25 protein-coding genes are annotated in these 25,477 nt (G+C 49.5%); 17 read left to right on the top strand and 8 right to left on the bottom strand.

Annotated features, from left to right (window positions below; genetic code table 11):
* Together KP22_RS05135 and KP22_RS05130 are read right to left on the bottom strand one after the other, a co-directional pair.
* The gene (locus KP22_RS05135; RefSeq protein WP_039322825.1) at positions 1 to 1,383 is read right to left on the bottom strand and encodes an SrfA family protein; all 1,383 of its coding nucleotides are present in this window, start codon (positions 1,381 to 1,383) and stop codon (positions 1 to 3) included.
* Positions 1,384 to 1,673: 290 nt separating this feature from the next.
* Positions 1,674 to 2,363, bottom strand: coding sequence for an expansin EXLX1 family cellulose-binding protein (locus KP22_RS05130; RefSeq protein WP_010275007.1), 690 nt, complete (start codon positions 2,361 to 2,363; stop codon positions 1,674 to 1,676).
* A 330-nt stretch (positions 2,364 to 2,693) separates the two neighbouring features.
* On the opposite strand from KP22_RS05130, the gene KP22_RS05125 reads away from it, so the two are divergent.
* The 5 genes from KP22_RS05125 to KP22_RS05105 all read left to right on the top strand — a co-directional run bounded on the left by KP22_RS05125 (position 2,694) and on the right by KP22_RS05105 (position 7,745).
* The gene (locus KP22_RS05125; protein WP_039299804.1) at positions 2,694 to 3,122 is read left to right on the top strand and encodes an OsmC family protein; all 429 of its coding nucleotides are present in this window, start codon (positions 2,694 to 2,696) and stop codon (positions 3,120 to 3,122) included.
* Positions 3,123 to 3,444: 322 nt separating this feature from the next.
* Complete coding sequence (locus KP22_RS05120) at positions 3,445 to 3,831, top strand: cytochrome b562 (protein ID WP_231566823.1); 387 nt, start codon at positions 3,445 to 3,447, stop codon at positions 3,829 to 3,831.
* Between the two features lie 196 nt (positions 3,832 to 4,027).
* Positions 4,028 to 4,513, top strand: a complete 486-nt coding sequence (locus KP22_RS05115; RefSeq protein WP_039322822.1) for a GNAT family N-acetyltransferase — start codon at positions 4,028 to 4,030, stop codon at positions 4,511 to 4,513.
* Between the two features lie 169 nt (positions 4,514 to 4,682).
* Positions 4,683 to 6,656, top strand: a complete 1,974-nt coding sequence (locus KP22_RS05110; protein WP_039299813.1) for a methyl-accepting chemotaxis protein — start codon at positions 4,683 to 4,685, stop codon at positions 6,654 to 6,656.
* A 189-nt stretch (positions 6,657 to 6,845) separates the two neighbouring features.
* Positions 6,846 to 7,745 carry an HTH-type transcriptional regulator ArgP gene (locus tag KP22_RS05105; protein ID WP_072012537.1) on the top strand — a complete coding sequence of 300 codons (900 nt, stop codon included), beginning with the start codon at positions 6,846 to 6,848 and terminating at the stop codon, positions 7,743 to 7,745.
* Here KP22_RS05105 and KP22_RS05100 read toward each other — a convergent pair.
* Both KP22_RS05100 and KP22_RS05095 read right to left on the bottom strand, forming a co-directional pair.
* Positions 7,742 to 8,008, bottom strand: a complete 267-nt coding sequence (locus tag KP22_RS05100) for a YjbD family protein (RefSeq protein ID WP_005968519.1) — start codon at positions 8,006 to 8,008, stop codon at positions 7,742 to 7,744. The genes KP22_RS05105 and KP22_RS05100 overlap by 4 nt on opposite strands.
* A 158-nt stretch (positions 8,009 to 8,166) precedes the next feature.
* Complete coding sequence (locus KP22_RS05095) at positions 8,167 to 9,684, bottom strand: MFS transporter (RefSeq protein WP_039299819.1); 1,518 nt, start codon at positions 9,682 to 9,684, stop codon at positions 8,167 to 8,169.
* A gap of 91 nt (positions 9,685 to 9,775) precedes the next feature.
* Between KP22_RS05095 and KP22_RS05090 the strand changes: the two genes are divergently transcribed.
* Positions 9,776 to 10,318, top strand: coding sequence for a TetR/AcrR family transcriptional regulator (locus KP22_RS05090; RefSeq protein ID WP_039322816.1), 543 nt, complete (start codon positions 9,776 to 9,778; stop codon positions 10,316 to 10,318).
* 281 nt (positions 10,319 to 10,599) lie between these two features.
* Here the strand turns inward: KP22_RS05090 and KP22_RS05085 are convergent, their stop codons facing one another.
* Complete coding sequence (locus tag KP22_RS05085) at positions 10,600 to 10,812, bottom strand: DUF6500 family protein (protein ID WP_039322814.1); 213 nt, start codon at positions 10,810 to 10,812, stop codon at positions 10,600 to 10,602.
* Between the two features lie 177 nt (positions 10,813 to 10,989).
* Between KP22_RS05085 and KP22_RS05080 the strand changes: the two genes are divergently transcribed.
* The 4 genes from KP22_RS05080 to KP22_RS05065 all read left to right on the top strand — a co-directional run bounded on the left by KP22_RS05080 (position 10,990) and on the right by KP22_RS05065 (position 15,899).
* The gene (locus KP22_RS05080) at positions 10,990 to 11,277 is read left to right on the top strand and encodes a VF530 family protein (RefSeq protein WP_039299825.1); all 288 of its coding nucleotides are present in this window, start codon (positions 10,990 to 10,992) and stop codon (positions 11,275 to 11,277) included.
* Positions 11,278 to 11,282: 5 nt separating this feature from the next.
* Positions 11,283 to 12,575 (top strand): glycoside hydrolase family 10-like protein, encoded by a 1,293-nt coding sequence (locus KP22_RS05075; RefSeq protein WP_039322811.1) that lies wholly within the window; start codon positions 11,283 to 11,285, stop codon positions 12,573 to 12,575.
* A gap of 420 nt (positions 12,576 to 12,995) precedes the next feature.
* On the top strand, positions 12,996 to 14,378 hold the full coding sequence (locus KP22_RS05070; protein ID WP_039322807.1) for a diaminobutyrate--2-oxoglutarate transaminase: 1,383 nt from the start codon (positions 12,996 to 12,998) through the stop codon (positions 14,376 to 14,378).
* 9 nt (positions 14,379 to 14,387) lie between these two features.
* On the top strand, positions 14,388 to 15,899 hold the full coding sequence (locus KP22_RS05065) for a pyridoxal phosphate-dependent decarboxylase family protein (protein ID WP_039322804.1): 1,512 nt from the start codon (positions 14,388 to 14,390) through the stop codon (positions 15,897 to 15,899).
* 190 nt (positions 15,900 to 16,089) lie between these two features.
* Here KP22_RS05065 and pptA read toward each other — a convergent pair whose 3' ends face one another.
* Positions 16,090 to 16,320, bottom strand: a complete 231-nt coding sequence (pptA, locus tag KP22_RS05060; RefSeq protein ID WP_039299836.1) for a tautomerase PptA — start codon at positions 16,318 to 16,320, stop codon at positions 16,090 to 16,092.
* A 273-nt stretch (positions 16,321 to 16,593) separates the two neighbouring features.
* Between pptA and KP22_RS05055 the strand changes: the two genes are divergently transcribed.
* The 7 genes from KP22_RS05055 (at position 16,594) to KP22_RS05020 (ending at position 22,924) form a co-directional block, all read left to right on the top strand.
* On the top strand, positions 16,594 to 17,418 hold the full coding sequence (locus tag KP22_RS05055; RefSeq protein WP_039322801.1) for a mannosyl-3-phosphoglycerate phosphatase-related protein: 825 nt from the start codon (positions 16,594 to 16,596) through the stop codon (positions 17,416 to 17,418).
* Positions 17,419 to 17,448: 30 nt separating this feature from the next.
* On the top strand, positions 17,449 to 18,666 hold the full coding sequence (locus KP22_RS05050) for a glycosyltransferase family protein (protein WP_039322797.1): 1,218 nt from the start codon (positions 17,449 to 17,451) through the stop codon (positions 18,664 to 18,666).
* 315 nt (positions 18,667 to 18,981) lie between these two features.
* A complete protein-coding gene (locus tag KP22_RS05045; RefSeq protein WP_039322794.1) occupies positions 18,982 to 20,166 on the top strand; it encodes a pyridoxal phosphate-dependent aminotransferase in 1,185 nt (394 codons plus the stop codon).
* 206 nt (positions 20,167 to 20,372) lie between these two features.
* The gene (gene ydfG / locus KP22_RS05035) at positions 20,373 to 21,122 is read left to right on the top strand and encodes a bifunctional NADP-dependent 3-hydroxy acid dehydrogenase/3-hydroxypropionate dehydrogenase YdfG (protein WP_039322791.1); all 750 of its coding nucleotides are present in this window, start codon (positions 20,373 to 20,375) and stop codon (positions 21,120 to 21,122) included.
* Positions 21,123 to 21,396: 274 nt separating this feature from the next.
* A complete protein-coding gene (locus tag KP22_RS05030; protein WP_039299855.1) occupies positions 21,397 to 21,747 on the top strand; it encodes a DUF1283 family protein in 351 nt (116 codons plus the stop codon).
* A 467-nt stretch (positions 21,748 to 22,214) separates the two neighbouring features.
* Positions 22,215 to 22,520 carry a hypothetical protein gene (locus KP22_RS22685; RefSeq protein WP_244880002.1) on the top strand — a complete coding sequence of 102 codons (306 nt, stop codon included), beginning with the start codon at positions 22,215 to 22,217 and terminating at the stop codon, positions 22,518 to 22,520.
* A 104-nt stretch (positions 22,521 to 22,624) separates the two neighbouring features.
* Positions 22,625 to 22,924, top strand: a complete 300-nt coding sequence (locus KP22_RS05020; protein WP_039322785.1) for a DUF1161 domain-containing protein — start codon at positions 22,625 to 22,627, stop codon at positions 22,922 to 22,924.
* Positions 22,925 to 23,166: 242 nt separating this feature from the next.
* On the opposite strand, the gene KP22_RS05015 is transcribed toward KP22_RS05020, so the two are convergent.
* Entirely contained in the window at positions 23,167 to 24,639 is a 1,473-nt protein-coding gene (locus KP22_RS05015; protein ID WP_039299866.1) for an MDR family MFS transporter, read from the bottom strand.
* A gap of 102 nt (positions 24,640 to 24,741) precedes the next feature.
* Positions 24,742 to 25,407 (bottom strand): dethiobiotin synthase, encoded by a 666-nt coding sequence (bioD, locus tag KP22_RS05010; protein WP_039299870.1) that lies wholly within the window; start codon positions 25,405 to 25,407, stop codon positions 24,742 to 24,744.
* Between the last annotated feature and the right edge of the window lie 70 nt (positions 25,408 to 25,477).

Here is a 25,477-nt window from a genome sequence, read left to right as displayed (position 1 = left end):
TTATTTACTCTCGCGCTTTATCGTCATCGGGAAAACGGTGTCTGCATCATAACGACCAATACACTCCGCAGCGGTGCCGGATGCACCTTGTTTACAGACCAGCTCCGGCATCTGGAAACGAGAATTATCGGAACAGCGTGCGCCAGAACGGCTGTTGATGATCAGGTTGCCGGAGCTCATTAAGCCTGCTTCAACGTTGGCGCGACACGTGACACCGTCACCGTGAGTAATACGAGCCGTTCCTTTGCCATTTTGGATTTGGTAGCGCAGGCTAGGTGGTCTGCCAGTAATCGGGGCTTTGCCATCAACAATGACGCGCCAGTTGCCGTTCAGGAACTTGATAGAACCAATTTTCACGGCGTCGGCTGGCATGACTAAATCATCTTTGCCCGCAGGCAGTGCAGGCACTTGCTCGACAACAGGTTCAACCGGCTCTTTTGGTTCAACAGCAGCAGGGGCTTCTGGTTTGGCCGCTTCTACGATAGGCGCCGGAGAAACAACAGGCGGAGCTGAAATGGGGGGCTCAGTTGCTTTCACGATCTCTTTTTCTGCGACAGGTGGAGCAGGTGGCGGCGTTGGTTCAGCAGGTGTGGAAGAAGGCAAAGCGCGTTTTTCCGATTTGACCGTCGCGGCCTGTTCGGATGTCTGTTTTTCTTGTTCCGACACACAGCCACGTATCTGCAATGACAAAATCGCTAAAAGTGCCGCGGCAGGTAATAACCACCACAGGCGGAAGAATGGCGGACGCGTCGGTAACGCCGCAGCAGGCACAGGCGTTGGCGCGATGGGTTCGGGCTGAACCATAGGCTGGGTTTCTGGCTCCGGTACAGGGTCGGCCAGTGGAGGCGTTGGTACGCTTGCAGCGGGAGTGGGTGCAACAAAGAGCGGCTCTGTTTCCTTGATGATAGGCCGCAGGCAGTCCAGTGCATCAAGGCGGGATTTCTTATCAAGATTAACGAAACCCCAGAATGTTAAGACTGGTTTGCCATCAACCAGATAGACGTGGTTCGCCCCTGGGAACTGTATCGCTTTTGCCAGTAGGACACCGAAAAGCTTCTGTCCCGCTTTTTCTGCGTTTTGCGCACGCTGGCTGATGTCGGCAACCGCAGTTTGATAGGTTTCCAGTAAGGACAGCGCGTTTTTTCGTTCTTCTTCACTAGCGGCAATCCAGGAGGTGACTTTACCGTCAACCGGCGAGTACCAGTCAATGCGGTCGCCATGCTCGTTGGGTTGGGGAATTGCCAGACAATCGGCAATCTGCTGCTGTTTTCTGAGACGTAACGTTTCCCGCAATTGAAGTGCTGATGCATAAACTGGCTGCCCGTTTTCACCCAACGCCAGAAAATCATCCAAACTTCCACTACGTAAAAATAATTTTGCCACGCAAAAGAGACCTTTTGTAATGATGCCTAAAGCAGAAAATAAAATGTAATCTGCGACAGGGTATACTGTAGTGCGAATGATGGCGAATCAAACGCTTAAAGAAGTGATAAAACTTACAAATATTTGAGCAATAGAAAAAGTAGGAAACGAGAAGCGTACTCATGCGCTACAGCCGACATCCAGATAATATGATGAAAATACTGACAAAAATGGCGGGCGCTTTTATTAAGCGTAATCTGACAGAAACGAGGGATGCTGCACGGTGTCAGCGCCCCTCAATGAGTGGGCGACTACAGTTGAACGTTGCCTGTAATCAGGTAGGCTGATGAGGTACTTTGTGACATTGGCGGTAGCGTGTCGCTGAGGACATTACCTTTTACATCGGTAAATTCAATAGGAATATCGTTCATTCCCACGTGTTCAACAATAAAGTGGTTATAATCGGTTTTTTGTGCGGCAATCCATTGGTTATTGCGCATATACTTCATCTCAATAACCGGATATTTTACGTTTCTGAATTGCACCGCCGCCCAATAAGGGTTTGAGCCTTCCTTAATACGATAAATAACGTTACCATTTACCGGTGCTTCGATTAGCGTCCAGTCTATATTAATTTTCCCATCCCGCAGATCGCCGATTTTCTCGAAAGCGTTAAACGATAAATCTAATGCGCAATCTCCACCTTCAGGGTAAAGATCCGTAACATAAACTACCGTACTGCCTTTAGGTCCATTGACTTTCAGGTAAGCCCCAGCCAGTGATGCTTTCACACCGCGATAATCCAGTTGGTTCCGGTTTAACGCGGTGATTTCCATATTCTGTGGAATAGGGTCCAACAAGAGTGCACCGCCCTGATACCCAGAGCCGGTCGCGGTAGCGTAGCCGTAACAGATATCGTCCAGTTCCCACTGGGCGTGAGCGGTATTGATCAGAGGAATGACGCATAATGCAGACAAAGCTAATGAGGTTATTTTATTCATGTTTCACATCCAATATGATTCAAGATTAATAACATAGGTGAGTTGTAAAAATAAACACGCCAAAACAGAAGTCCATTTTTCGAAAATCTATTGATTTGGCTCGTCGATAATCCGAGTTTTGTATAAATAGGTAAATCGGTTTTATCTTAAAACAATAAAGCAGTGAATATATCACCAGGTTTATTTCTATAGAATGAAATTATTATAGATAGGAAATAATCGGTTTGGGTTTCTTACAAATATGTTCTACGGTTTAAAGGGTGTGATGACAGCATTATTTCGCTTCAATGCGGATAGCTGCCAATAGCTAACCTATAACGAGGAGAGAGCATGACCATCCATAAGAAAGGACAAGCGCATTGGGAAGGGGATATCAAGCAGGGAAAAGGCACCGTCTCAACGGAAAGCGGGGCATTGCAACAGCAACCTTACGGCTTTAATACCCGTTTTGAGGGTAAGCCTGGCACGAACCCGGAAGAGCTGATTGGTGCGGCGCATGCGGCCTGTTTCTCTATGGCGCTATCGCTGATGTTGGGCGAAGAAGGCCATAAACCCGAGTCCATTGATACCACGGCGGATGTCTCGCTGGATAAAGTCGACGGTGGATTCGCCATCACCAAGATCGCCCTTCATAGCACGGTAAAGCTACCGGGGATTGAAGAAGCCATATTTGATAAAATTATCCAAAAAGCGAAAGCAGGTTGCCCGGTGTCAAAAGTGCTCAAGGCAGAGATTACGCTGGATTATCAGTTGAACTAAGAACTCGTTGAGCGAGGCTCAAGCCGCTGAATTTAGGTGATTCACCTGTTTTACCCAAAAATAGGGGCTGATAAAAGGCTTACCAGAGTAGTTCTGGTGAGCTTTTTTACATTTATACAATTAAAAACAACGAAACGATTAAAAATAATTTAACATCTTTACCGTAATAACCATAAAATTAGCAGAGTCATCGCTCCGTGATGTGGGCAATGGCGTAGGACGCAATATAACAAGATCAATATTGGACTGGTCGGCGTGTGATGGCCAGATTCTCCGAGTATGTCGTGCTATGGAACACAAGCGAGAATTCAAGATGAATAGAATGACCAAGATCTGTTTTTCTGTACTGCTGGCCGGGAGTTTGTTGACACCGGTTTTGGCGAATGCAACTGTGTCGGAAGACATGCGCGGTATGCAAAAAAGTTATACCGCAGCAACGAAAGCGGACGATGCTGCCGCGCTGAAAACCGCACTGAGCACATTCCGTGAGCATGTAGTACAGGCCAAAACGCAAGTACCGCCTGATTTCGCTAAGCAACCCGCAGACGGCCCAGATCGAAAAGCTTATGTGGAAGGCTTGGATAAGATTTTGCAAAAAGTCGACAGCGCGCAGGCTCTGGCTGACGCGGGTAAAGTGAGCGAAGCCAAGGCAGTATTAGCAGAAATCAATACGTTGAAAGGTGAATACCACAGTAAATTGAGAGGTTAAACCGCTTTTCGCTTACCATAAGCCGCCAGTGGGAATCGAGCCCACTGGCGGTTTTTTTTGTGATTTCCGGAACCGCGCTGCTTGTGTCATTATGTTGATTATGTTGATTATGTTGAGAATAAATTACGTGATGGCTGAAATTGCTGAATAACAGCAGCGAGGTTAGCCGTAACTCGGATGAGGAAAAGTGGACACAATGGTAAATTTAACGGATATGACCGAGTCGGATTATCCCGACTATCGTCAGTTCTTCATTCTTGAATATACACAGGATTTGCAAGAGTCCCGGGGATATGACGCGGAAAAGGCGAGGGCGATCGCAACGCAATCCATCGATATTGCGTTACCGCAAGGCATTCACACGCCAGCCAATAAATTATGGTGCATTCATTCTTTAAACGGTGAAGGCATCATCGGCTATTTGTGGGTGGTTCTGAACGGAAATTCTGCCTGGATATCTGATTTTTGCCTTCTGCCAGCGTGGCGTGGCCTCGGATTAGGTAAAGCCTCACTGGCCGCGATGGACGTAGCGGTCGCCGCGCTAGGCATCAGCGAAATCGGGCTGAGAGTCGCTACGGGTAACTCGGTTGCTAAGGCTTTATATGAAAAACAGGGATTCCAGATTACCGGTTTTAACATGCACAAAAGACTGGAATCGAACTCATTGTCAGAGTGCGGCTAAGTCCATGACGTAGAAATACGATCTCCGATGACCATTGGTCTCCATCCCTTATCTCTTGTTCATTCCTGCGCCGCTAAAGTTCAAAAAAAAAACGCCGATAGACAAATAGTAGGGAACTCATTGCAAGGGATTGTTGATTACGATAAGGGTCAACACCAGGAGAGCCATAATGGCCAAACAATTAATACAAAAAAAGACAATGAGCACCCGCGCCCAGGTATTGCTAACTGGCGCATTCACCATCGCGCTCGGTTTTGCTGTCACCATCGGCGTACTCAGTTGGCAGTCGAGTAGTGAACAAAAATCTTTGGCCGAGCGTTATTTACAGCAAATCGCCCAAAGTGAAGCTCTGAGAATTCAGCAGGAACTCAACTACGCACGTGATGTAGCGCATAACCTCGGGCAAGGGCTGGCTGCTTTGCCATCCGCAGGCATTAAAGACCGTGCAGTGGTCGATAAAATGATGGAATATGCCCTGCGGGATAACCCGGAATACCTTTCGATTTCAGTCATTTTTGAAGAGAATGTGTTTGACGGACGTGATGCTGAGTTTGCCGATCAACCGGGTCAGGCACCGAAAGGTCGCTACGCCTGGTTTGTTGACCGCGATCAGGCCGATAATTACTCCATGCATCCTTTGCTTTCTTATCTGACTCCCGGCCAGGGCGATTACTATCTGCTGCCGCAAAAGAGCCAGAAAGATACGCTAATTGAACCCTACACCTATGCTTACAACGGCGTTCCGACGCTGCTGACATCAGTCGCCGCACCGATTGTTAGTCAGGGGAAACTGTGGGGCGTCGTCACTTCAGACATTTCTCTTGCGTCATTGCAGCAAAAAGTTAACCAGATTAAACCTTGGGAAGGCGGTGGCTACGCGATGCTGTTATCCAGTGCGGGTAAAGTCATCTCTTATCCTGATAAATCGCAGACGAGCAAAGCCTGGCAAGGACCGACGGACAGTTTCACCTCTTCAGTGGTACAACACGATGATGCAATTTTGGGCCAACAAGTGCTGGTTACCTGGCAACCCGTTACCATCGGCAACAGCACGGAGAAATGGTATCTGGGGATTGTTGCGCCAGTAAGCCAGGTAATGGCCGCGTCTGAGCGCCAGTTGATCAATGCCGTCATCATGATGGTGGTCAGCATTCTGCTGGTGAGCGCGCTGCTAGGCTGGGTATTCAGCCGTAAAGTGCTTAAACCGATTGGCGGCGAGCCACTTGAAGCTGCAACCATTGCACTGTCTGTTGCCGAAGGGCGGCTGAGTAATGTGATTGACGTGAAAACCAACGATCGCAGTAGCCTTTTTTTCGCACTGAATACGATGCAATCACAACTGCGTCAGGTGGTCGGGCAGATCAAAGATGCCAGTGATTCCGTGCGACAAGGTGCAGCGGAAATTGCCAGCGGTAACCTCAACCTTGCCTCGCGTACGGAGCAGCAGGCGGCGGCGCTTGAGCAGACCGCGGCGAGCATGGAAGAGATCACTGCCACGGTGAAACACAATGCTAACAACGCCCATCAGGCCACGACGCTGACAGAGAACGCCACAAAAATCGCTCAGCGCGGTGAATCGCTGGTTAGCCAGGTGGTGCAGACGATGTCGCAGATTGACGATAGTGCGAAGAAGATTGGCGACATTACCTCCATGATTAACAGCATCGCTTTCCAGACCAATATTCTGGCGCTGAATGCAGCGGTAGAGGCAGCGCGAGCGGGTGAGCAGGGAAGAGGGTTCGCCGTCGTGGCATCGGAAGTTCGCAGCCTGGCACAGCGCAGCGCTAGCGCGGTGAAGGAGATTGCCGCACTGATTGAGGAATCCAGCCAGCGTGTTGAAAGCGGCGTTAAACTGGTAAACGACGCGGGTAAAACCATGCAGGATATGACGCATGCCATTAGTTCGGTACAAGGCATTATCGGTGAGATTGTCACCGCATCGGATGAGCAGGCGAAAGGCATCAGTCAGGTAACGATTGCCGTCAATGAAATGGATGGCGTAACGCAGCAAAACTCCGCACTGGTACAACAGATGTCTGCCGCAGCCAGTTCGCTGGAAGATCAGTCCATACTGTTGGCGCAAACGATAGAGCATTTCCGTCTGGAACAGCAGCACACTTTACCTCATGCGCTTTTAAGATAAACAGAAATACGATCACCCGGCGACCCTAAGGTTGCCGGGCTGATATATCCGGCGCCCCTCTGCCCCATACTCACACGCCTTCAAATCTCCATCAATATCGTGCATAGCATTCACACCCTCACGAAAGTTGTATTGCACCCTTAATTAAGGCAAATTAAATCATCCTGATATTGTTAAGAAAAAATAACCATGCATCTGAATTATCCCTGCCTGAGAGCGTTTATGGAGATCGTCCGTAGCGGCAGCTTTGAAATTGCCGCCCGTAAACTTCACGTCACGCCGTCTGCCATCAGCCAGCGTATCAAGCAATTGGAAGATCAGCTTGGTCAGGTGCTGATCGTAAGGGGCAATCCGTGTCGCGCAACGCCGACCGGTCAAGCGCTACTTCGTCACGCGGAGCAGATTGATATGTTGGAGAATGAGCTCTTCAGCACGCTTGAAATGCCAGGCAGGCAGAGTATCTCAGTGGCTGTGAATGCAGATTCTATAGATGGATGGTTTCTGGATGCGATGGAAGATGTCGGCCACCAATCTGGTATTTTGCTCGACATCCTTGTTGAGGATCAGGAACATTCAGCGACCTTACTGCGTGAAGGTCGGGTTATGGCCGCAGTCAGTGCCAGCCCGGAACCGATTCAAGGATGTGGCGTAGAATATCTAGGGACAATGCGCTACCGCGCCTATTGCTCACAGATTTTTCACAATACGTACTTTGCTGACGGCATTAACGCAGACAGTTTGCAGAAAGCGCCGCTCCTGATATTTAACAATAAAGACCGGCTACAGTCCTTATTCATTGAATCGCTGGTTCCTGAAGTGATTGAACCGCCTCAGCAATTTGTTCCTTCAACCTCAGCCTTTGTCGGCGCCATTTTCAGAGGGTTAGGGTGGGGCATGATCCCTGAACATATGGCATCACCTCATACAGAAAAAGGTGAGCTGGTGCAGTTTCAAACCGGGAACGCGATTGATATCCGCCTGTACTGGCACCGTTGGAATATCCGCTCTGTGCCGCTGGAAGCATTAAGTCAGAGTGTGCGAGCAGCGGCCGTTAGGCATCTTTTTCAATCATCAATGCTGGGAGGCTAGCGGCGGCCTCGTAAGTTCGTATTAGCGGACCACTCATAGGTTGTAGAGGAATCAGGCTTGAATTTATTTTTCTTCTTCTCGGCCCGCGCTTGTTTTGCCACAGCTTCACGTTCCTTCATCAGTTTATCAATGTAATCATCTTTAATGTGATTACTCTCAGAGTTGGTCAGCGGGCGATCCTGTTTTTTTCTCGCCTGATCGAGTAACGTCTTAAGTTGACGCTGTTCACTTTCTGTCATGTCTTTCTGAGTCAGTCTGGGCATGGGAATGAGCCTAATAAGCGAGCTGGAAAATACATTGTAGAGGAAAACACTCTGCAATGGTTGCGTTAACACAGTGGAATGACTTTTGATGTAGGAAATGCGTTTTGCCAAGGACAGGGCGCATTCGCATGCGCCCATTTTTTTTATCAGTGAATATCTTAATTAGGATTAGGCTGATGCTGTGTTGACGGCTGATAGTTTCTCAATGCGACGAACACTGTGACAGCCAACATGGCTATCATGCTCGCAGATGTCAGCAAGACAATGCTGTGCGCGTCGGAAAACGCGACACGACCAGCCTGCGCAAGGGCAGTTCCGGCTGTACCCAACTGGTCGGCTATAACCATCGTGTCACTAATTGAACTGGAAGCAGTGGATTGCATGTTTCCCGGCAGACCATCTGGCAAACGGATTGCATTCGAGTAGGTCACTGAAAGTAGAACCCCAAAAAAAGTGATACCCAGGCTAGCCCCCAGTTCATAGCCTGTCACTTCCAGTGAACCAGCCGCACCGGCTTTTTCCGGTGGTGCACTGTTCATAATGGCGATGGAAGATGCCGTAAAACCGATACTCAGCGAAATACCCAGTACCGTCAGCAAAGTGATAACGATAATGCTCGGGTGACTGAAGTCGCTACTACTAAGTCCTGCGAGGCAACCAGCCGCCGCCAGTAGTGAGGCTACGGCCACGCTGCGCAGTCCGCAAAGAGCCGTGGCATAACCGGCCAGAGGCCCCCCCAGAGCTGAGCCAACGACTAGCGGCATCATAAAGAGCCCCGCCTGTAGCGGAGAATATTCCATTACAAACTGCAATTCCTGAGCCAGGGTCAGCTCAACTCCCGTCAGCGCACCACTGGCAACCAGGGCCATGATGATACCAGTGCAGATAGCAGGTTTTCTGAACAAGGAAAGATCCAGCATAGGGTCTGCACTGGAAAGCTGTTGGCGGACAAACCAGGTCAGCAGACCGAGTCCTGTAGCCAGCATCAGGTAGGTGGTCAGCAGGGAGCTTTCTACCTTAAATCCCGATTTAACGGCATAGATTATGGCTATCAGGCTCGCAATCAGAACCAGAGCTTGTCTTATAGCCCAGTTTCCCTTCACCGTTGGTGTATAACGTGGCAGGTTCAAAAAAGCCAGTGGCAAGACGACCAGAATGATCGGCACGTTGATCAGGAAAACAGCCCCCCACCAGAAATGTTCAAGCAACGCGCCACCACCTAACGGACCGAGAGCTGCACCGGCCGAGCCAAAAGTCCCCCAGAGACCCAGAGCCATGCCTCGCTCTTTGGGGTCATCGAAGGTATGTCTGATGAGCGCGAGCACATTAGGCATCACCATGGATCCACCAACAGCAAGCAGGATGCGGGCGGCAATCAGAAAACCTGCCGTGGGTGAGAAGGCTGCCGCCAGCGAAGCAAGCATAAATATGAACAGACCCGCCAGCAGCATGCGTCTATGTCCGACCCGATCTGACAATGTCCCCATAGGAACAAGTAATCCTGCCATTATTAGCGGATAGATATCAATGATCCACAAGACCTCGTTTCCACTGGCACCCAGTGCCAGGGTAAGAGAAGGAACTGCAATGTGCAGAATGGTCATGTCGAGTATGATGGGCAAAAATGCCAGAAGCACTGATAGCAGTACGAACCAGCGATTTCGGAGAAACAACATCTTTAAACCTCTTTGCGCATGAGCGCAATTGCATTGAAATAAACCGGGTTGTAATATATATCCATCCAGACGGATTGAAAATGGTAAAGTTATGGGGCGACGTAAAATTATTGATCGAGAGTTATTGCTTGACGCTGCCGAGGCTGTGGTGCTTCGTGAAGGCGCTGGCGGCCTGACTTTTGATGCCGTAGCTAAAGAGGCAAATGTCAGCAAAGGGGGAGTACTCTATGCTTTTGCAAGCAAGGATGTACTGATCGATGCGATGCTAAGCCGGGTAGTCTCCAGTTACGACCGCGTCGTTGAGGCGTTTCTGGCCATTATGGGCGACAGTCCAGAAACCCGTATCCATGCCTATGTTGAGGCCAACCGGAATGAAGACGCAGAGGTCATTGCACGCGCGGTCGCGCTGATGGCTAGCTTTATGCGGGCACCGGCTTTCCAGGCCGAGACGAATATTTTTTATAATGACTTTTTCGCCATGTTCGATACCTCAAGTCTGGCAGGCCGTCGTCTGCGGCTGGCATTTCTGGCTACGGAAGGTGCTTTTGCCTTACGAGGCTTCCGGTTTCATGCTTTTAGCGACCAGGAATGGCAGGCTGTCCACGATGATATCATCGACATTCTGCTCACCTGATGACTCTCAGGCGGGTTCTACCCAGAATAATCATTGGCCGCGCTCATGAAAAGCGTCAGATGGGTGCGTTCCTGTTCCTCGATGCCTTAGGCAGAGAACGGGGATCGGAACGGCCAGTTCCTGCGTGAATCATTCGTGGTGCGCATAATGTATATTATGTTAAATTCAATATAAGGGTTCTTAATGTCACATAGAACCCTCGTTCCTCGAAAAAAACAATGAGCAGAGGTAAAGCCCCAAATATCTATTTACAGAGCATTAAAATCCCTTATTTATTATTTCTAGTGTGTAAGAAGAGATATGATCTTTCTGGCTTTTTCAAAGTGGTCTAGCTTCATCTCTATGATCCACCATTGAGCGACTTCCATGAGTAATTCTGGATCGTCATTCTTGTTGGCAAAAAAAGCATAAAATGACACGCCAACATTATCTCCTTTAGCTGCAATCTTGGCTTCACATACTCTCATTATCTTCGCCCGAATACTGGCTCTCATTACCTTTCCTTGATGATTACTGAGGATGCTCATACTAGCCTTTGCTGATGTAATCCTGTGTATTAGTGCCAACGTCATAGCCGCACAACATTGCCGCTCGGCCTGCTTTCTTGTACCCTTCCCTTGCTAACAAGCCCAACGCTGAACACAATACTGAAACTACCGGACTTCAACTACATGACTGCTCATATTTCTAAAGATCCTTTACATGGCGTAACGCTTGAAATGCAAGTTAACGCGCTGGTTGCACGTTTTGGCTGGGTTGAGCTGAGCAAACTGATCAACATCAATTGCTTTAAAAGTGATCCAAGCGTGAAATCCAGTTTAAAGTTTCTGCGTCGGACGCCGTGGGCTCGCGCCGAAGTTGAAGCACTATATCTTGATTCTCTGAATAATGTTGTTCCCGCAACATCAGATGATAGCGTCGTTGATCCATGGGCAAACAGCCGCAAAAATAAGAGCTAACCAACGTGAAAAAGCCAGTCGTACTTATTGCCGCTGCGCTTCTACTCGCCAGTTGCGCTTCCAAACCGCCGAGCTCACTTGTCACTCCGCTTCCTCCGGTTAAACAGCCGCTTCCGGCCACATCTCAGCAAAGTCAGGAACCGGTACGCGGAGTCTGGCTGGCGACAGTTTCCCGTCTCGATTGGCCGCCGGTGACATCAGTCAATGCCAGCAGCCCTGCTATCCGCATTACCCAGCAGCAGGAAGCGCTGAAAAGCAAGCTAGATAAATTGAAAAATCTCGGTATCAATACCGTATTTTTCCAGGTTAAACCGGATGGTACCGCACTCTGGCCTTCTAAAATATTGCCCTGGTCAGATATGCTGACAGGCCATATTGGTGAAGATCCGGGCTACGACCCGCTCCAGTTCATGCTGGATGAAGCGCACAAGCGCGGTATGAAAGTTCATGCCTGGCTTAATCCCTATCGCGTATCCGTCAACACCAAGTCAGGAACCGTTGCGGAGCTAAACCGTACACTGTCGCAGAATCCGGCCAGCGTATTTGTGTTGCATCGTGACTGGATACGCACGGCGGGCGATCGCTTTGTCCTCGACCCAGGAATCCCAGAAGCGCGAAGCTGGATCACCAGTATCGTGGCTGAGGTCGTTACATGCTACGCTATTGACGGTGTGCAGTTCGATGATTACTTCTATGCTGAATCATCCGGCTCCGTTCTTAACGACGGAGAAACCTTTAAAAGGTATGGTCAGGGATTTGGTTCAAAAGCAGACTGGCGTCGACACAATACACAGCAGTTGATTGAGCAGGTCTCACGCACCATCAAGCAGTTGAAACCCGAGGTTGAATTCGGTGTCAGCCCTGCCGGCGTATGGCGCAACCGATCACACGATGCAGCAGGTTCCAACACGCGAGGCGCTGCTGCCTATGATGAAGCCTATGCCGATACACGCCAGTGGGTTCAGCAAGGGTTACTGGATTATATCGCCCCGCAGCTTTACTGGCCCTTCGCGCGCGACGCTGCTCGCTACGACGTATTGGCAAAATGGTGGGCGGATGTAGTGAAGCCTACAAGCACGCGTCTCTACATAGGCGTTGCACTGTATAAGGTGGGTGAACCGTCAAAGAATGAACCAGACTGGATGATAAATGGCGGCGTGCCAGAGCTGAAAAAGCAGCTCGATTTGAACGAGTCTACGCCGCACATTAATGGCACGATTCTATTCAGAGAAAACTATCTCAATCAACCACAAACTCAGGAAGCCGTTAACTACCTGAGGAACCGCTGGGGCAGTTAGCTGTCCATCAGCAGTCACCAGTCTTGAGACGGCATACCACTTTTTACCGATTCAGCTTAAAAGCCAATCAACGTATTGATCGAAAAATGATTTATGTGAATCGCCATAAATCAGAAACGATCTCGCCATAGGTCATTTGTCGTGTGGCTCTCAGCTTTTCTTTCCAATATTCCCCAGTACTTAGCAATATTTTTTGCTTATTTAATAAGCATGTAAGATAGCCATGGCATCATGATGAGTAATTAATCATTCAACTGGTTGATTTTTATGTGAAAAAATAAAAGTTTCGAAACGAAATAAATCATTGAGTCGGTGACTGAAAAAACCTATATTGGCCGCGCTTTTCTTATAGTCGTTACGTGTTTAATTCATTTATTCAACTGTGATTGCCAGCGAGCACACGGTTGTAGGAGAGATATGATGACGGATAAAGTCCGTATTGACAGTTTAGGTGCGAATTCATTAAACGGAAACAATGAAACCTATTTGGCAAGACAAGCTGAATTTGAATCGAACGTGAGGAGTTATCCACGCAAATTGCCTCTGGCAATTGCGAAAGCCGAAGGCGTGTGGATCACCGATGTTGAGAATAATCAATATCTTGATTGTCTGGCTGGTGCGGGTACGCTCGCGCTTGGTCATAACCATCCTGACGTGCTGCAAAGCATCCAACGTGTCATTACTAGCGGCTTGCCGTTACATACCCTTGATCTGACAACGCCGTTGAAAGATCAGTTCTCCGAATATCTGCTTTCCTTATTGCCTGGCCAGGGCAAAGAGTACTGCCTCCAGTTTACCGGCCCTTCTGGTGCCGATGCCGTTGAAGCTGCACTGAAACTGGCAAAAAAACACACTGGCCGTTCTGGTGTAATCAGCTTCTCTGGCGGTTACCACGGCATGACGCATGGTGCCTTGTCGGTAACGGGTAACCTGTCACCTAAAGAAGCGGTCGACGGCATGATGCCTGAAGTCCAGTTTATGCCTTATCCGCATCAGTACCGCTGCCCGCTAGGTATTGGCGGTGACGCTGGCGTTAAAGCATTAACCTACTATTTTGAAAACCTGATCAACGATGTTGAGAGTGGCGTACGCAAACCTGCTGCGGTCATTCTTGAAGCCGTTCAGGGTGAAGGTGGCGTTAACCCGGCACCGGCCGAGTGGTTGCAGCGCATCCGTAAAGTGACGCAGGAACACGGTATTTTGCTGATTATCGACGAAGTTCAGGCGGGTTTTGCACGTACTGGTAAATTCTTCGCCTTTGAACACGCTGGCATTGAGCCAGATATCATCGTGATGTCCAAAGCGGTCGGTGGCGGCTTGCCATTAGCCGTACTGGGTATCAAGAAGCAGTTCGATGCCTGGGCTCCGGGTCATCACACCGGCACTTTCCGCGGTAACCAACTGGCAATGGCCACCGGCCTGACGACGCTGAAGCACCTCAAAGACAATCAGGTGGCTAATAAAGTCGCTGAGCAAGGTGAATGGCTGAAGGCCAAACTGGCTGAGCTGCAAAAACGTTATCCAGTGATCGGACACATTCGCGGTTTGGGATTAATGATCGGGATTGAGATTGTTAAACCTGACGAAGCGCAGGATCACATGGGTTGTTACCCGGCTGATGGCAATTTGTCTGCGCTGTTGCAGAAGAAATGTTTTGAATCAGGCCTGATTCTGGAGCGCGGTGGCCGTAACGGTTGCGTTCTGCGTCTGCTGCCTTCCCTGCTGATCAGCAATGCTGAATTGGAAATCTTCCTGGATAAATTTGAAAACGCCCTGCTGTCTGCTGGCGTGAAGCCAGTCTGAGTGGAGCGAATGACCACGATGTCCCAATTAGTGCAAAAAGAAGTAGTGGAAACAGAAGTAAACCCGATTCTGGCTTCTTCTGCGCAGAGTATCGAAGCCTATAAGGATGCGATTACGCAGAGTAGTCAAGCCGTTATGCAGTGGCTGCAACAGCCTGAGATGTATCAGGGGAAAACAGTTGCTGAACTGCGTGAACGCATCACGCTGGATTTTAATCCTCAGGGTCTGGGTAACCAGGTCGCTATCGAGCGTGCGATTGAGTACTTTTTGAAAGACAGCCTGTCGGTACATCACCCGCAGTGTGTCGCTCACCTGCATTGCCCGAGTCTGGTGGTCAGTCAGGCGGCTGAAGTTTTGATTAACGCCACCAACCAGAGCATGGACTCCTGGGATCAAAGCCCGTCAGCCACCATCATTGAGATGAAGCTGATTGAATGGCTGCGTACTCAGGTCGGCTATCAGTCCGGCGATGCTGGCGTGTTCACCAGCGGCGGCACCCAGAGCAATCTGATGGGGCTGATGCTGGCGCGTGATGCTTTCTTCGCCCGTCAGGGACACTCGATCCAGCAAGACGGATTAGTCGGTAACCTGAAGAAAATTAAAGTGTTCTGTTCTGAAAATGCCCATTTCTCGGTGCAAAAGAACATGGCTTTACTTGGCTTAGGTTATCAATGCGTCACGCTGGTGAAAACCGATCGCTTCGCGCGGATGGATCTGAACGATTTAGCAGAGAAAGTGGCGCAGGCCAAGGCTAACGGCGAGCAGATTCTGGCGATTGTCGCGACGGCAGGAACGACTGATGCGGGTGCAATCGATCCTCTGCGGGCGATTGCGACATTGGCAGCGGAACACCAGATTTGGGTGCACGTTGATGCAGCTTGGGGCGGTGCACTATTGCTGTCCGAGAAGTATCGCGATTATCTGGACGGTATTGAATTGGTGGATTCCATTACATTGGATTTCCACAAACAATTCTTCCAGACCATCAGCTGTGGCGCATTCTTGCTGAAAGAAGCCCGCCACTATGAACTGATGCGCTATCAGGCGGCTTACCTGAACTCTGAGTTCGATGAAGCCCAAGGCGTGCCTAATCTGGTGTCGAAGTCATTGCAGACGACACGTCGTTTTGATGCGCTGAAACTGTGGATGGGTCTGGAAGCATTAGGCCAACAGCAGTATGCGGCGATCATCGATCACGGTGTCACGCTGGCACAACAGGTTGCCCTGTATGTGGATGAACACGCTTCGTTGGAATTAGTGATGCAGCCGCAGCTGGCAAGCGTACTCTTCCGCTATCGCCCACAGCCGTTGTCGACATTGGATAATGCAACGATTGCACTGCTTAACCAACGTATTGGCGATGCACTGCTGGAATCAGGACGTGCCAACGTCGGGGTAACCGAGTTTGATGACGTTACCTGCCTGAAACTAACGTTACTGAACCCAACGGTGAACCTGGATGATGTCAAAGTCTTGCTTGCCCTGGTTGAAAGCACCGCACAGCAACTGCTGAACGCATAACTCCCCCTGCTCTACAGCATCATAAAAGCCGATAACCATAACAGGTTATCGGCTTTTTACTGCCTATAACCCAAATGGTAATAAGCGGTGACACGATGCTCCTCATCTTTGTTGTTGGTGGTCAACCCGCTCCGCTGCGTTGAAAAAAGTCTCGGAGCAGGCAAGCTAACACATTAAGATGCGAGGTGAATTAATACGAATAGCCCGGTTTTTTCGCCAACGTATCCAAATGCGGTTTGATGATCGGATCGTAAACCTCGTCCTTCCAGCGTTCTGGCTCAATTTCGTTGAACGCGACAGAAAGCGAATTGTTAGAAGAACCGAAGTGCTTCTTCAGAACCGCAGCGAGATCTTCAGCAATGACTTTCTTCTCTTCTTCAGACAGGTTTCTTGGGAAATGTTTGACATCGATATGGGGCATGGGATGGTCCTTTTCATTGCTGAAACAGCACGTTGCTTAAGATAGCCATTGTGCATGAAGACGGTAACGCTGAAAATCTGTATTTCCATCTCGTACAACGAAGTAACCAGATCATTATGCTATTGGTGAAGTTACGGATCTCTGCCTATCTTTAAAGTGTGATTACGATCACATTCACGAATCCCTCTCACTGACAAACCACTCGCCCTTTCAGACTAACGTTCACCGACCATCGTTACTCTCTGTTTATCCACGATAAAACATGGAGAACCCATGCAAACGCGTAATACGAAGCTAATTATTTTCAGCGATCTCGATGGGTCGTTACTTGACCATGAGACTTATCGGTGGGATGCCGCACAACGCTGGCTGACACGGCTGGCGAATGAGGCAATTCCACTGATCATCACCACCAGTAAAACGGCAGCGGAAGTTGAGCCCTTACAGCAGGCACTTGGGCTGGGTGATTATCCTTATATTGCTGAAAACGGTGCCATTGCGGTACTGCCACCAACATGGCGAACACATCCTGATTATCCAAGGAAGAGAATCGGTTCAGGGTATTCCATTATCCGCACGCAGTTAGAGCAACTACGCGGATTAGGTTTTAGTTTCAAAGGATTTGGCGATATGAGCTGCACGGAAATAGCGGAAGTCACAGGGTTAAGCGAGCAAGACGCCCGACGAGCGCAACAGCGTGAAGCCTCTGAACCGTTACTTTGGTTGGATGATGCCAGCAGATTGCCGCATTTTCGTCAGTTATTGGCGGACGTGGGTTTAGATTTGACGCAAGGCGGTCGTTTCTATCACGTCATGGGAACTCAAACGAGTAAGGGATTTATGGGGGGCTGGATAAAAAAACAGTATATCGAAAAATACGGCACTGACGTCAAAACCCTCGGCCTCGGCGATGGCCCGAACGATATCTCTCTTTTATGCGCCGTAGACTGCGCTGTATTAATCAAAGGTAAGGGGAATCAAATTGTTAGCCTGCCTGAGTCGTATGCCGGTAAGCAATATTGTACGCAGGCTTCAGGGCCTCAAGGCTGGAGTGAAGGACTGGAGCACTTTATCGGCAACGGTCATTTCTTTGCATGAATTAGCCACAAGATGGTATGGGAGCACATGATGAGCGAATTTTATCAAGATGGCATCATTACTAATTTTCACAACCTCACTCAGAGAAGTACGGAGGAATTGGAGTATGAACTTCAGGTATTTTCCGGTCAAAACAGCATGGGGCTGATTTTGCCATCGCTCTATTCTGAGTTGGAAGGCCCGGCGCTGAGCCACATTATCGAGCAGCTATCCCAGGTTTCTTACCTTGGCGAAATTGTGATTGGACTGGATCGCGCCGATCGGGAGCAGTTTCTTTACGCCCGAGAATTTTTCTCTCGTCTGCCACAGCGGCATCGTATTCTGTGGAACGATGGTCCGCGTCTGAAAGCACTCAGCGACGAGCTAGCAGAAAAATCGCTGGCACCGCTGGAGCCTGGCAAGGGCCGAAATGTCTGGTTTTGCGTCGGTTACACGTTGGCATCACGTCGTTCAGCCTGTGTTGCCCTGCATGATTGTGACATTGTCACCTATGATCGGGCAATGCTGGCGCGCCTACTCTATCCTGTAGCGAATCCGCACTTTAATTATGATTTCTGCAAAGGCTACTATGCCCGCGTCGCTGAGGGAAAACTGAATGGCCGTGTGGGGCGTCTGCTGGTTTATCCGTTACTGAAATCGCTGCAAAAAGTTTATGGCAATTCCGACTATCTGGATTACATGCGCAGTTATCGCTATCCGCTTTCCGGCGAGTTTGCGATGCGCACCACCATTCTGAACAACCTGCGTATTCCGAGTGATTGGGGGCTGGAAATTGGCGTGCTGTCAGAAATTCATCGCGGCACCGCTACCCGGCGTATTTGTCAGGTAGATATCGCGGATCGCTACGACCATAAACATCAACCGATGTCTGAAGACGATCCGAACGCAGGGCTACAGCGCATGGCGGCTGACATCACCAAAGCACTGTATCGCAAGCTCGCGATTCTCGGTGTGAATATCACCACGGATTCGTTTCGCGTCCTGCGGGCAACCTACTATCGCACCGCTCTCGATATGATTGATGCCTTCGAACACGATGCCCGTATGAACGGCCTGAGTTTTGACCGCCATAAAGAAGAGTCAGCGGTGGAGTTATTTTCCGACGTGATCACCCTTTCCGGCCATGCCTACAGCGATAGTCCAGGTGATAAACCGTTTGTACCAAGTTGGAACCGTGTGCAGTCTGCTTTTCCCGATATTCTTGACCGGCTGTACGCTGCGGTAGAAGCCGACAATCAGGAAACGTGAGCTCTCCACTATGCAACACTACCCATAGGGCAAACGCATCATGATGCATCATTTCATGCGTCATGATGGATCCCTTGCATAAGTAACATAAGTAACTCATATTCTTTGCGTTAATCTCCCAATGAATATATCAATTTTTTTTATTTTTAATGGATGTGCAAGAAAAGGTGAAATGTCCCGTTATGCGGGCAATCGTGTCGTAAGAAAATATGATTTCTCCTATCTGACAATGAATTAGCGATTAATCAATAAGAAAAACTGGCTCGCTTTATGCTTTAGCTCTCCTGCCATTATGCAACTAAGGAGAGTGTTTTGATGAATTTTTTAATCAATGAAAGCGACGTATTAAACCCGAAACGCAGAGCATTATTAAAACTTTCTGGCGCCCTGCTGGGGACGGCTGCGGTAACCACAGGGTTAAGTTCGCGAGTGTTTGCCGAGACACAACCTGAGAGCGCAACATTTACCGCGCCTTCGGCCGATAACCCGATCCGCATTAATTTCAATGAAAATCCACTGGGTATGTCACCTAAGGCGCAAGCCGCCGCACGCGATGCCGTCGTGAAAGCCAACCGCTACGCAAAGAATGAAATTTTGATGCTTGGCAATAAACTGGCAGCACATCATCAGGTGGAAGCCCCTTCCATTTTGCTGACGGCAGGGTCGTCCGAAGGTATCCGAGCGGCGATCGAAGCTTACGCAGCGTTGGAAGCGCAGTTGGTGATTCCTGAATTAACCTACGGCGACGGCGAGCACTTTGCCAAAATTGCCGGAATGAAAGTCACTAAAGTCAAAATGCTCAACAACTGGGCGTTCGATATTGAAGGGTTAAAAGCCGCGGTTGCCAGTTACAACGGCCCTTCCATCGTTTATCTGGTCAACCCCAATAACCCAACGGGCACGATTACGCCTGCGGATGTTATCGAACCGTGGATTGCCAGCAAGCCTGCCAATACGATGTTTATCGTCGATGAAGCCTACGCCGAGTTCGTCAATGATCCACGTTTTCGCTCTATTTCACCGATGATTACTCAAGGCGCAGAGAACATTATTCTGCTCAAAACCTTCTCCAAAATACACGCGATGGCCGGTATGCGCGTTGGATATGCCGTTGCACACCCTACCGTGATTGCGTTGATGGGAAGGTATGTCGCGGGTGAAAAAATCAACTTTAGCGGCGTTGATGCCGCATTGGCGTCCATGAACGACTCGGCATTTATTACCTACAGTAAAAAGAGTAATGATATGTCGCGTCAAATATTATTGAAGGCGCTAGATGATCTGAAATTGCCGTACTTGCCGTCAGAAGGGAATTTTGTTTTCCACCAGTTGGTCGTGCCGCTCAAGGATTACCAAAAGCATATGGCAGACGCTGGCGTGTTGATCGGCCGCGCGTTTCCTCCGGCGGATAGCTGGTGCCGTATCTCATTAGGTACACCGCAGGAAATGCAGTGGGTAGCGGATACCATGCGCGAATTCCGTAAAAAGAGTTGGATTTAATTCTCCATTATTCCGAGCTTGTTGCTCCGCTATGGCGCGACATTTGCCCCTCTTTCTGAGGGGCAATTATTCCTGAAACACATCGTTAAAACCGGAGTAACGCTTGACCCGCAGGGAATTGCGCGGCTAAATGATCTCATGCCTTTCATTATTTATATTGATATCAGGCACAAGCAGAACATGAAAACGGTCAGGGAGAAAAAAGCATGATTATTTTTGTTACCGGTGCAACGGCTGGGTTTGGTGAGTCAATTACCCGTAAATTCATTAGTGCGGGTCATAAAGTGATCGCGACGGGCCGCCGTCAGGAACGTCTGGATGCCCTGAAGGCGGAGCTGGGCGATGCGTTATATACGCTAAAATTAGACGTGCGCGATCGTCAGGCGATTGAGCAGGCTGTTTCTTCCCTGCCTGCCGACTGGCGGGCGATTGATGTGCTGGTAAATAACGCCGGGCTGGCGCTGGGTCTGGAGCCGGCACATAAGGCATCGGTAGACGATTGGGAAAATATGATCGATACCAACAACAAAGGGCTGGTATTTATGACACGCGCACTGCTGCCTGACATGGTGGCGCGCAATATCGGTCATGTCATTAACATCGGTTCTACCGCTGGAAGCTGGCCTTACGCTGGCGGCAATGTGTACGGTGCCAGCAAGGCATTCGTGCAGCAATTCAGCCTGGGGTTACGTGCCGACCTGTCTGGCACCCGAATCCGTGTGACGAATATCGAGCCCGGTCTGGTTGGCGGAACCGAGTTTTCAGCCGTGCGTTTCAAGGGTAACGACGACAAAGTCAGCAAAACCTATGACAACACGACGCCGCTGACCGCAGAAGATGTGTCAGAAGCTGTTTTCTGGGCTGCCACCCTGCCTGCGCACGTCAACATCAACACGCTGGAAATGATGCCAGTTAGCCAATCTTTTGCTGGGTTAAGCGTACATCGCGGAAGCTGATAATCGCCGACAGCACGGGAATTAAGAGTATGAACGTAGTTTCATGCCCTTTTCTTTGGGTTCATAAATTGCGCTTAACCCAATGCTGCACGGTTATAGTGCCGTTGAAGCGAAGGATGTATACTTCTTGTAATAGGCAACCTTTCGTTTTGCACGAAGCGCAAAGGTTATAGGGAACGGCGGTCGCCTTTTGTTGTCTATCGCTTGCCGTGCGCTTGTTATCATTTTGCGGCATCGGCGTTTGTTTTTATCATTCGTTCTGTCAAGGTGAAACATGAACCACTACTCTTTTTCCTCTTTGATTCGGGCCTTCATCCCGCTTTCTCTGGTTATCGTTTCTGCTGCCTGGCAGCCAGCCGCTCTGGCTGATACGCGCCATATCATTGTCGATTCCGGCGACAGCGCGTTGTCGAAAGAAGCGGCGCGTCAAAGCAAAGAGCAATGGGATTCAACCCGCTCGCTGCGTAATAAAGTCAATAACCGCGTTGAGAAAGAATTCGATAAAACCGAAAAATCCATTGATGGGCGTGAGAAGTGCAACGCGAGTTATAACGTCAACGCTTATTGGGAAAACACGACCGATCGCTGCCTCGATCGTCGTACTGGTCGTCCGGTTAATCCTTGATTCTTTACCCACGCCTTCTGGCGTGGGTTTCCCCTTTTATCTTCAGATTGCAACAAATTAACCTGCATCCGATGATGACGTCACCGTTAAATTCAACGATTATCGCTATACCGTAGCAACACGCGTTTTTATCCAAAATGGAGTGCATCAGGATGAATAGGGATTTAGCACGGTTATTTTTCCGCTCTTTTCACCTAAAATTGTGGGGCCTTCTGATCATGTGCTTGTTGGTCAGTTCATGCGCAAGCACGTATCCAGAAACGGACAACATCACCCATATCGCCAATAACAACGGGACGCTTATCGCTGAGTCCAATACCTACGTTTATAAATTCCCTGATGCAAGAACGCAAAAGGAGTATCAGGACTATTACGCGTTTTATCGCGATTATAAAGACATCATTACGGGTGTGAGGGTCGATTTTTCTCTCCGTAATAATGGTCAAGTCTATGCAAGATATAAAAATATGATTGATACTCGCCGGTTGACCAAAGCACAGGAACTTGATTTACGTGAGCTCTACGCGGCACAAATTCCCACGACGATGGGAAAAGGCGAAGTCACGTTTAGCGCGCAAGGTACGTTCAGCAAGAAAAAAGGGTCACTGGTCAGCCCAACCGAAAATGGGCGCTTACCGCAGCCAATCCCCGTAGTCATCAATAGCAGTGATAACTCCGGTAAAGAAGTACTGCTTGCCCCTCTCATGATTCCGGCCGTTATCCTTTTCCCGCTGTTTATGATGTATGGTTGCGCCACTGGTCCCTGCGTCTAGCGTGTTTCCGAGCCATCGTTGATGGCCTTATTTCGCGGCTTTTTCGCGTTATTTTCATCGTTTGATATACTCAAAGAGACTTTTTCAGAGAAAAGGATCAAAAGATGAAAAGAACCGTCATTTTGGGTGCTGCGTTATTCTTGGTTGTTCCGTTGGCTGCTCAGGCATCTTGCGAGAGCGTGAAAGCGGATATTACCCAGAAAATCATTGCCAATGGCGTACCAGAATCTGGTTTTACACTGGATATTGTACCGAACGATCAGGTGAATCAGGCCGGTGGTCAGGTAGTTGGTCACTGCGAGAATGATTCACACAAGATTGTTTACACCCGTCATGCTGATGGCGAAGCGAATGCTGAAAGCGCACCTGCGCCAGCTGAAGGCCAGCCGACAACGACACCGTAACCTCTTCTTCTGGATGTTCAAAAGGCGCTTTCGCGCCTTTTCAGACCATTGACAAACCTATTTACTGAATGAAAACGGGAGTAACGGAATAGAAGAGTAAAGCGTTTGCGCCAGGGATGGCGCAAGCCGAGCGTACAAGGATGTATTCACAGCGTCTTTACGATCTATCCGTTACTCTCGCTCTACGGGCTTTTTCAGCAACCTCAAAAGGCGCTTTCGCGCCTTTTCTTTTGCTGTCGGGTTTACGTCTGTCCTGGTCGTTGGCTCACGGGGATCATTCTGGCGGAAAGCAGCGTAATGGTCGCGATGAGTGCGGAAACGATAAATACGCCGTGGATTGACGACGCGACTTGCGATGCCATCGTATCGAGCTGATTCACACTCAGCAGGATACGCTTGGCCGGGTCCATGAGTGTCTGTAGAGGATCGCTCACTTCCGGCAATCGCCAATGCAGATTGATATTTAGCGTGGCGCCAAGAATTGCCGTTCCCAGCGCAGAACCCAGCATTCGGGTAAACATGGCGGAGGCTGTCGCAATGCCACGAATCGAATAGTCCACCGAGTTTTGTATCGATACCAGAAACGTGGTGCTGCTCAACCCCATTCCCGAGCCGATCAAAAAGGCCGCAAGCCGTGCCCACATAAGATTGCTGTCCGGTTGAACCGTTAACAATGTCAGACTGCCGATAATCAGTACAATACCGCCGCACATCGCCGTAAATCGGTAAGACGTCCATAGCATTAATCGCCCACTCAGCGTGCTGGCCAGCGGCCAGCCTATCGACATCATTGCCAATATGCTACCTGCTTCCAGTGGTGTTTTGCCCATCACGCCCTGAATAAACGTCGGCAAAAAAGCGCTCACCCCCATCATGGCAGCACCGACGACTAATCCACCGAGGTTACCGGCAATAATGATTCGGTTGCGCCACAGCGCCAGCGGAAACAGTGGTTCCTGCGTACGTTTTTCCTGTCGAACCAGCAAAATGCCGCCCACGATGGAGAGCGCAAACAGAGGAATCACCCAGTAGCCAAATACCTCAGCCTGTAGCAGCGCCATGAGCAAACTGGCAACGGACACAACCAGATAGAACGCCCCCGTCCAGTCCAACTGATGCTGACGAACGGCATTGATCGTCGGCAGATAACGAGCCAGCAGGAAGATAGAGAATAGCCCAATCGGCACATTGACCCAGAAGACCAGCGCCCAGTTAAAGTGTTGCACAATGAACGCCCCGAGCAACGGACCGATAATGGCGGAAAACCCCCACACGCTGGACAAATAGCCCTGTATCTTCGGGCGTTCGGTTGAGCTATAAACATCGGCAACAATGGTGAACGCAATCGGCGTAATCGCCCCTGCGCCCAGACCCTGCAAGGTGCGAAAAACAATCAACCAGCCCATCTGCGTCGAGAATCCGCAGAGAATAGACCCCAGCAGGAATACCACCATGCCGAAGAAGAAAATCTTTTTACGACCATACAGGTCGGCCAATCGGCCATAAATTGGAATGCTGATCGACTGTGTCAGCAAATAACCCGCAAAGACCCAACCTAACAGGGAAAAACCGCCTAAATCCGCGATGATAGTGGGCAGCGCTGTCGCAACAATTGTCACTTCAATCGCCGCCGTGAACATGGCTAACATACAGGCAATTAAAATCCAATGGCGATGTGGAACAGGTGTTTGTTTCTGGTTATTCTCTGTTTTCATTATATTTTCAGGATAAGAAGAAAAACTGCCTGTGAGTATAACAGGTGGCATGACGGAGGAAATTTATTCCCGCAGAGATGCGGGAATAGAAGACAACAGGAATTAATAGCTGATGGCAGAAAGATCGATGTAAGACGAGAGATCCCGCTGTTCGGCACGCGGCAAATAAGGCAGTTCACCCAGTTGTGGTGCCGGAATTTTTTTCCGCAGAACGTGAATAATTTCTGCGTAATTAGCCAGTCCAGGGTTAATGCGGTTAGCTGCCCAGCCAACCAACGGTAAGCCATCGTTGATGATTGCCTGCGCTGTCAACAGCGCATGGCTGATACAACCCAGTTTGATGCCGACAACCAGCACGACAGGCAGTTGTTCCTGTACTACCCATTCGGAATACGGACGTAGATCGTTCATAACGGTCCGCCATCCACCGGTGCCTTCAACCACGACGATATCGACGACCTCGCCCATGTGCCGTAGGCCCTGCGTCATCGCACAATAATCAATGGTTCCTTCACTGATGCTGATTTCATCTTCTCGCAGTGCGATGGGGTTAACCATGTTATAGGGCAGTTCCAGCGTCGAGGCCGCCTGTAGCAGCAGCGCATCTTTATTACGCAGACCCGCTTCCGTCTCTTCGCACCCTTTTGCTATCGGTTTATAGCCTGCAACTGATTTGCCTGCCTGCGCCAGTTTTTGCAGTAGCGCCTTGGATACCACCGTTTTGCCAACGGCGGTATCGGTACCAGTGACAAAAATACGTTTCAACATGGGATAACTCCAGACCACCTAAACACCAAAAAAACAAGCACAGCTAAAATGCTTTCCAAGCGTGAAAGTC

This window comes from Pectobacterium betavasculorum (genome assembly GCF_000749845.1).
GTDB classification, from domain to species: Bacteria; Pseudomonadota; Gammaproteobacteria; order Enterobacterales; family Enterobacteriaceae; genus Pectobacterium; species Pectobacterium betavasculorum.
This window is presented reverse-complemented; position numbering and strand designations above follow the sequence as displayed.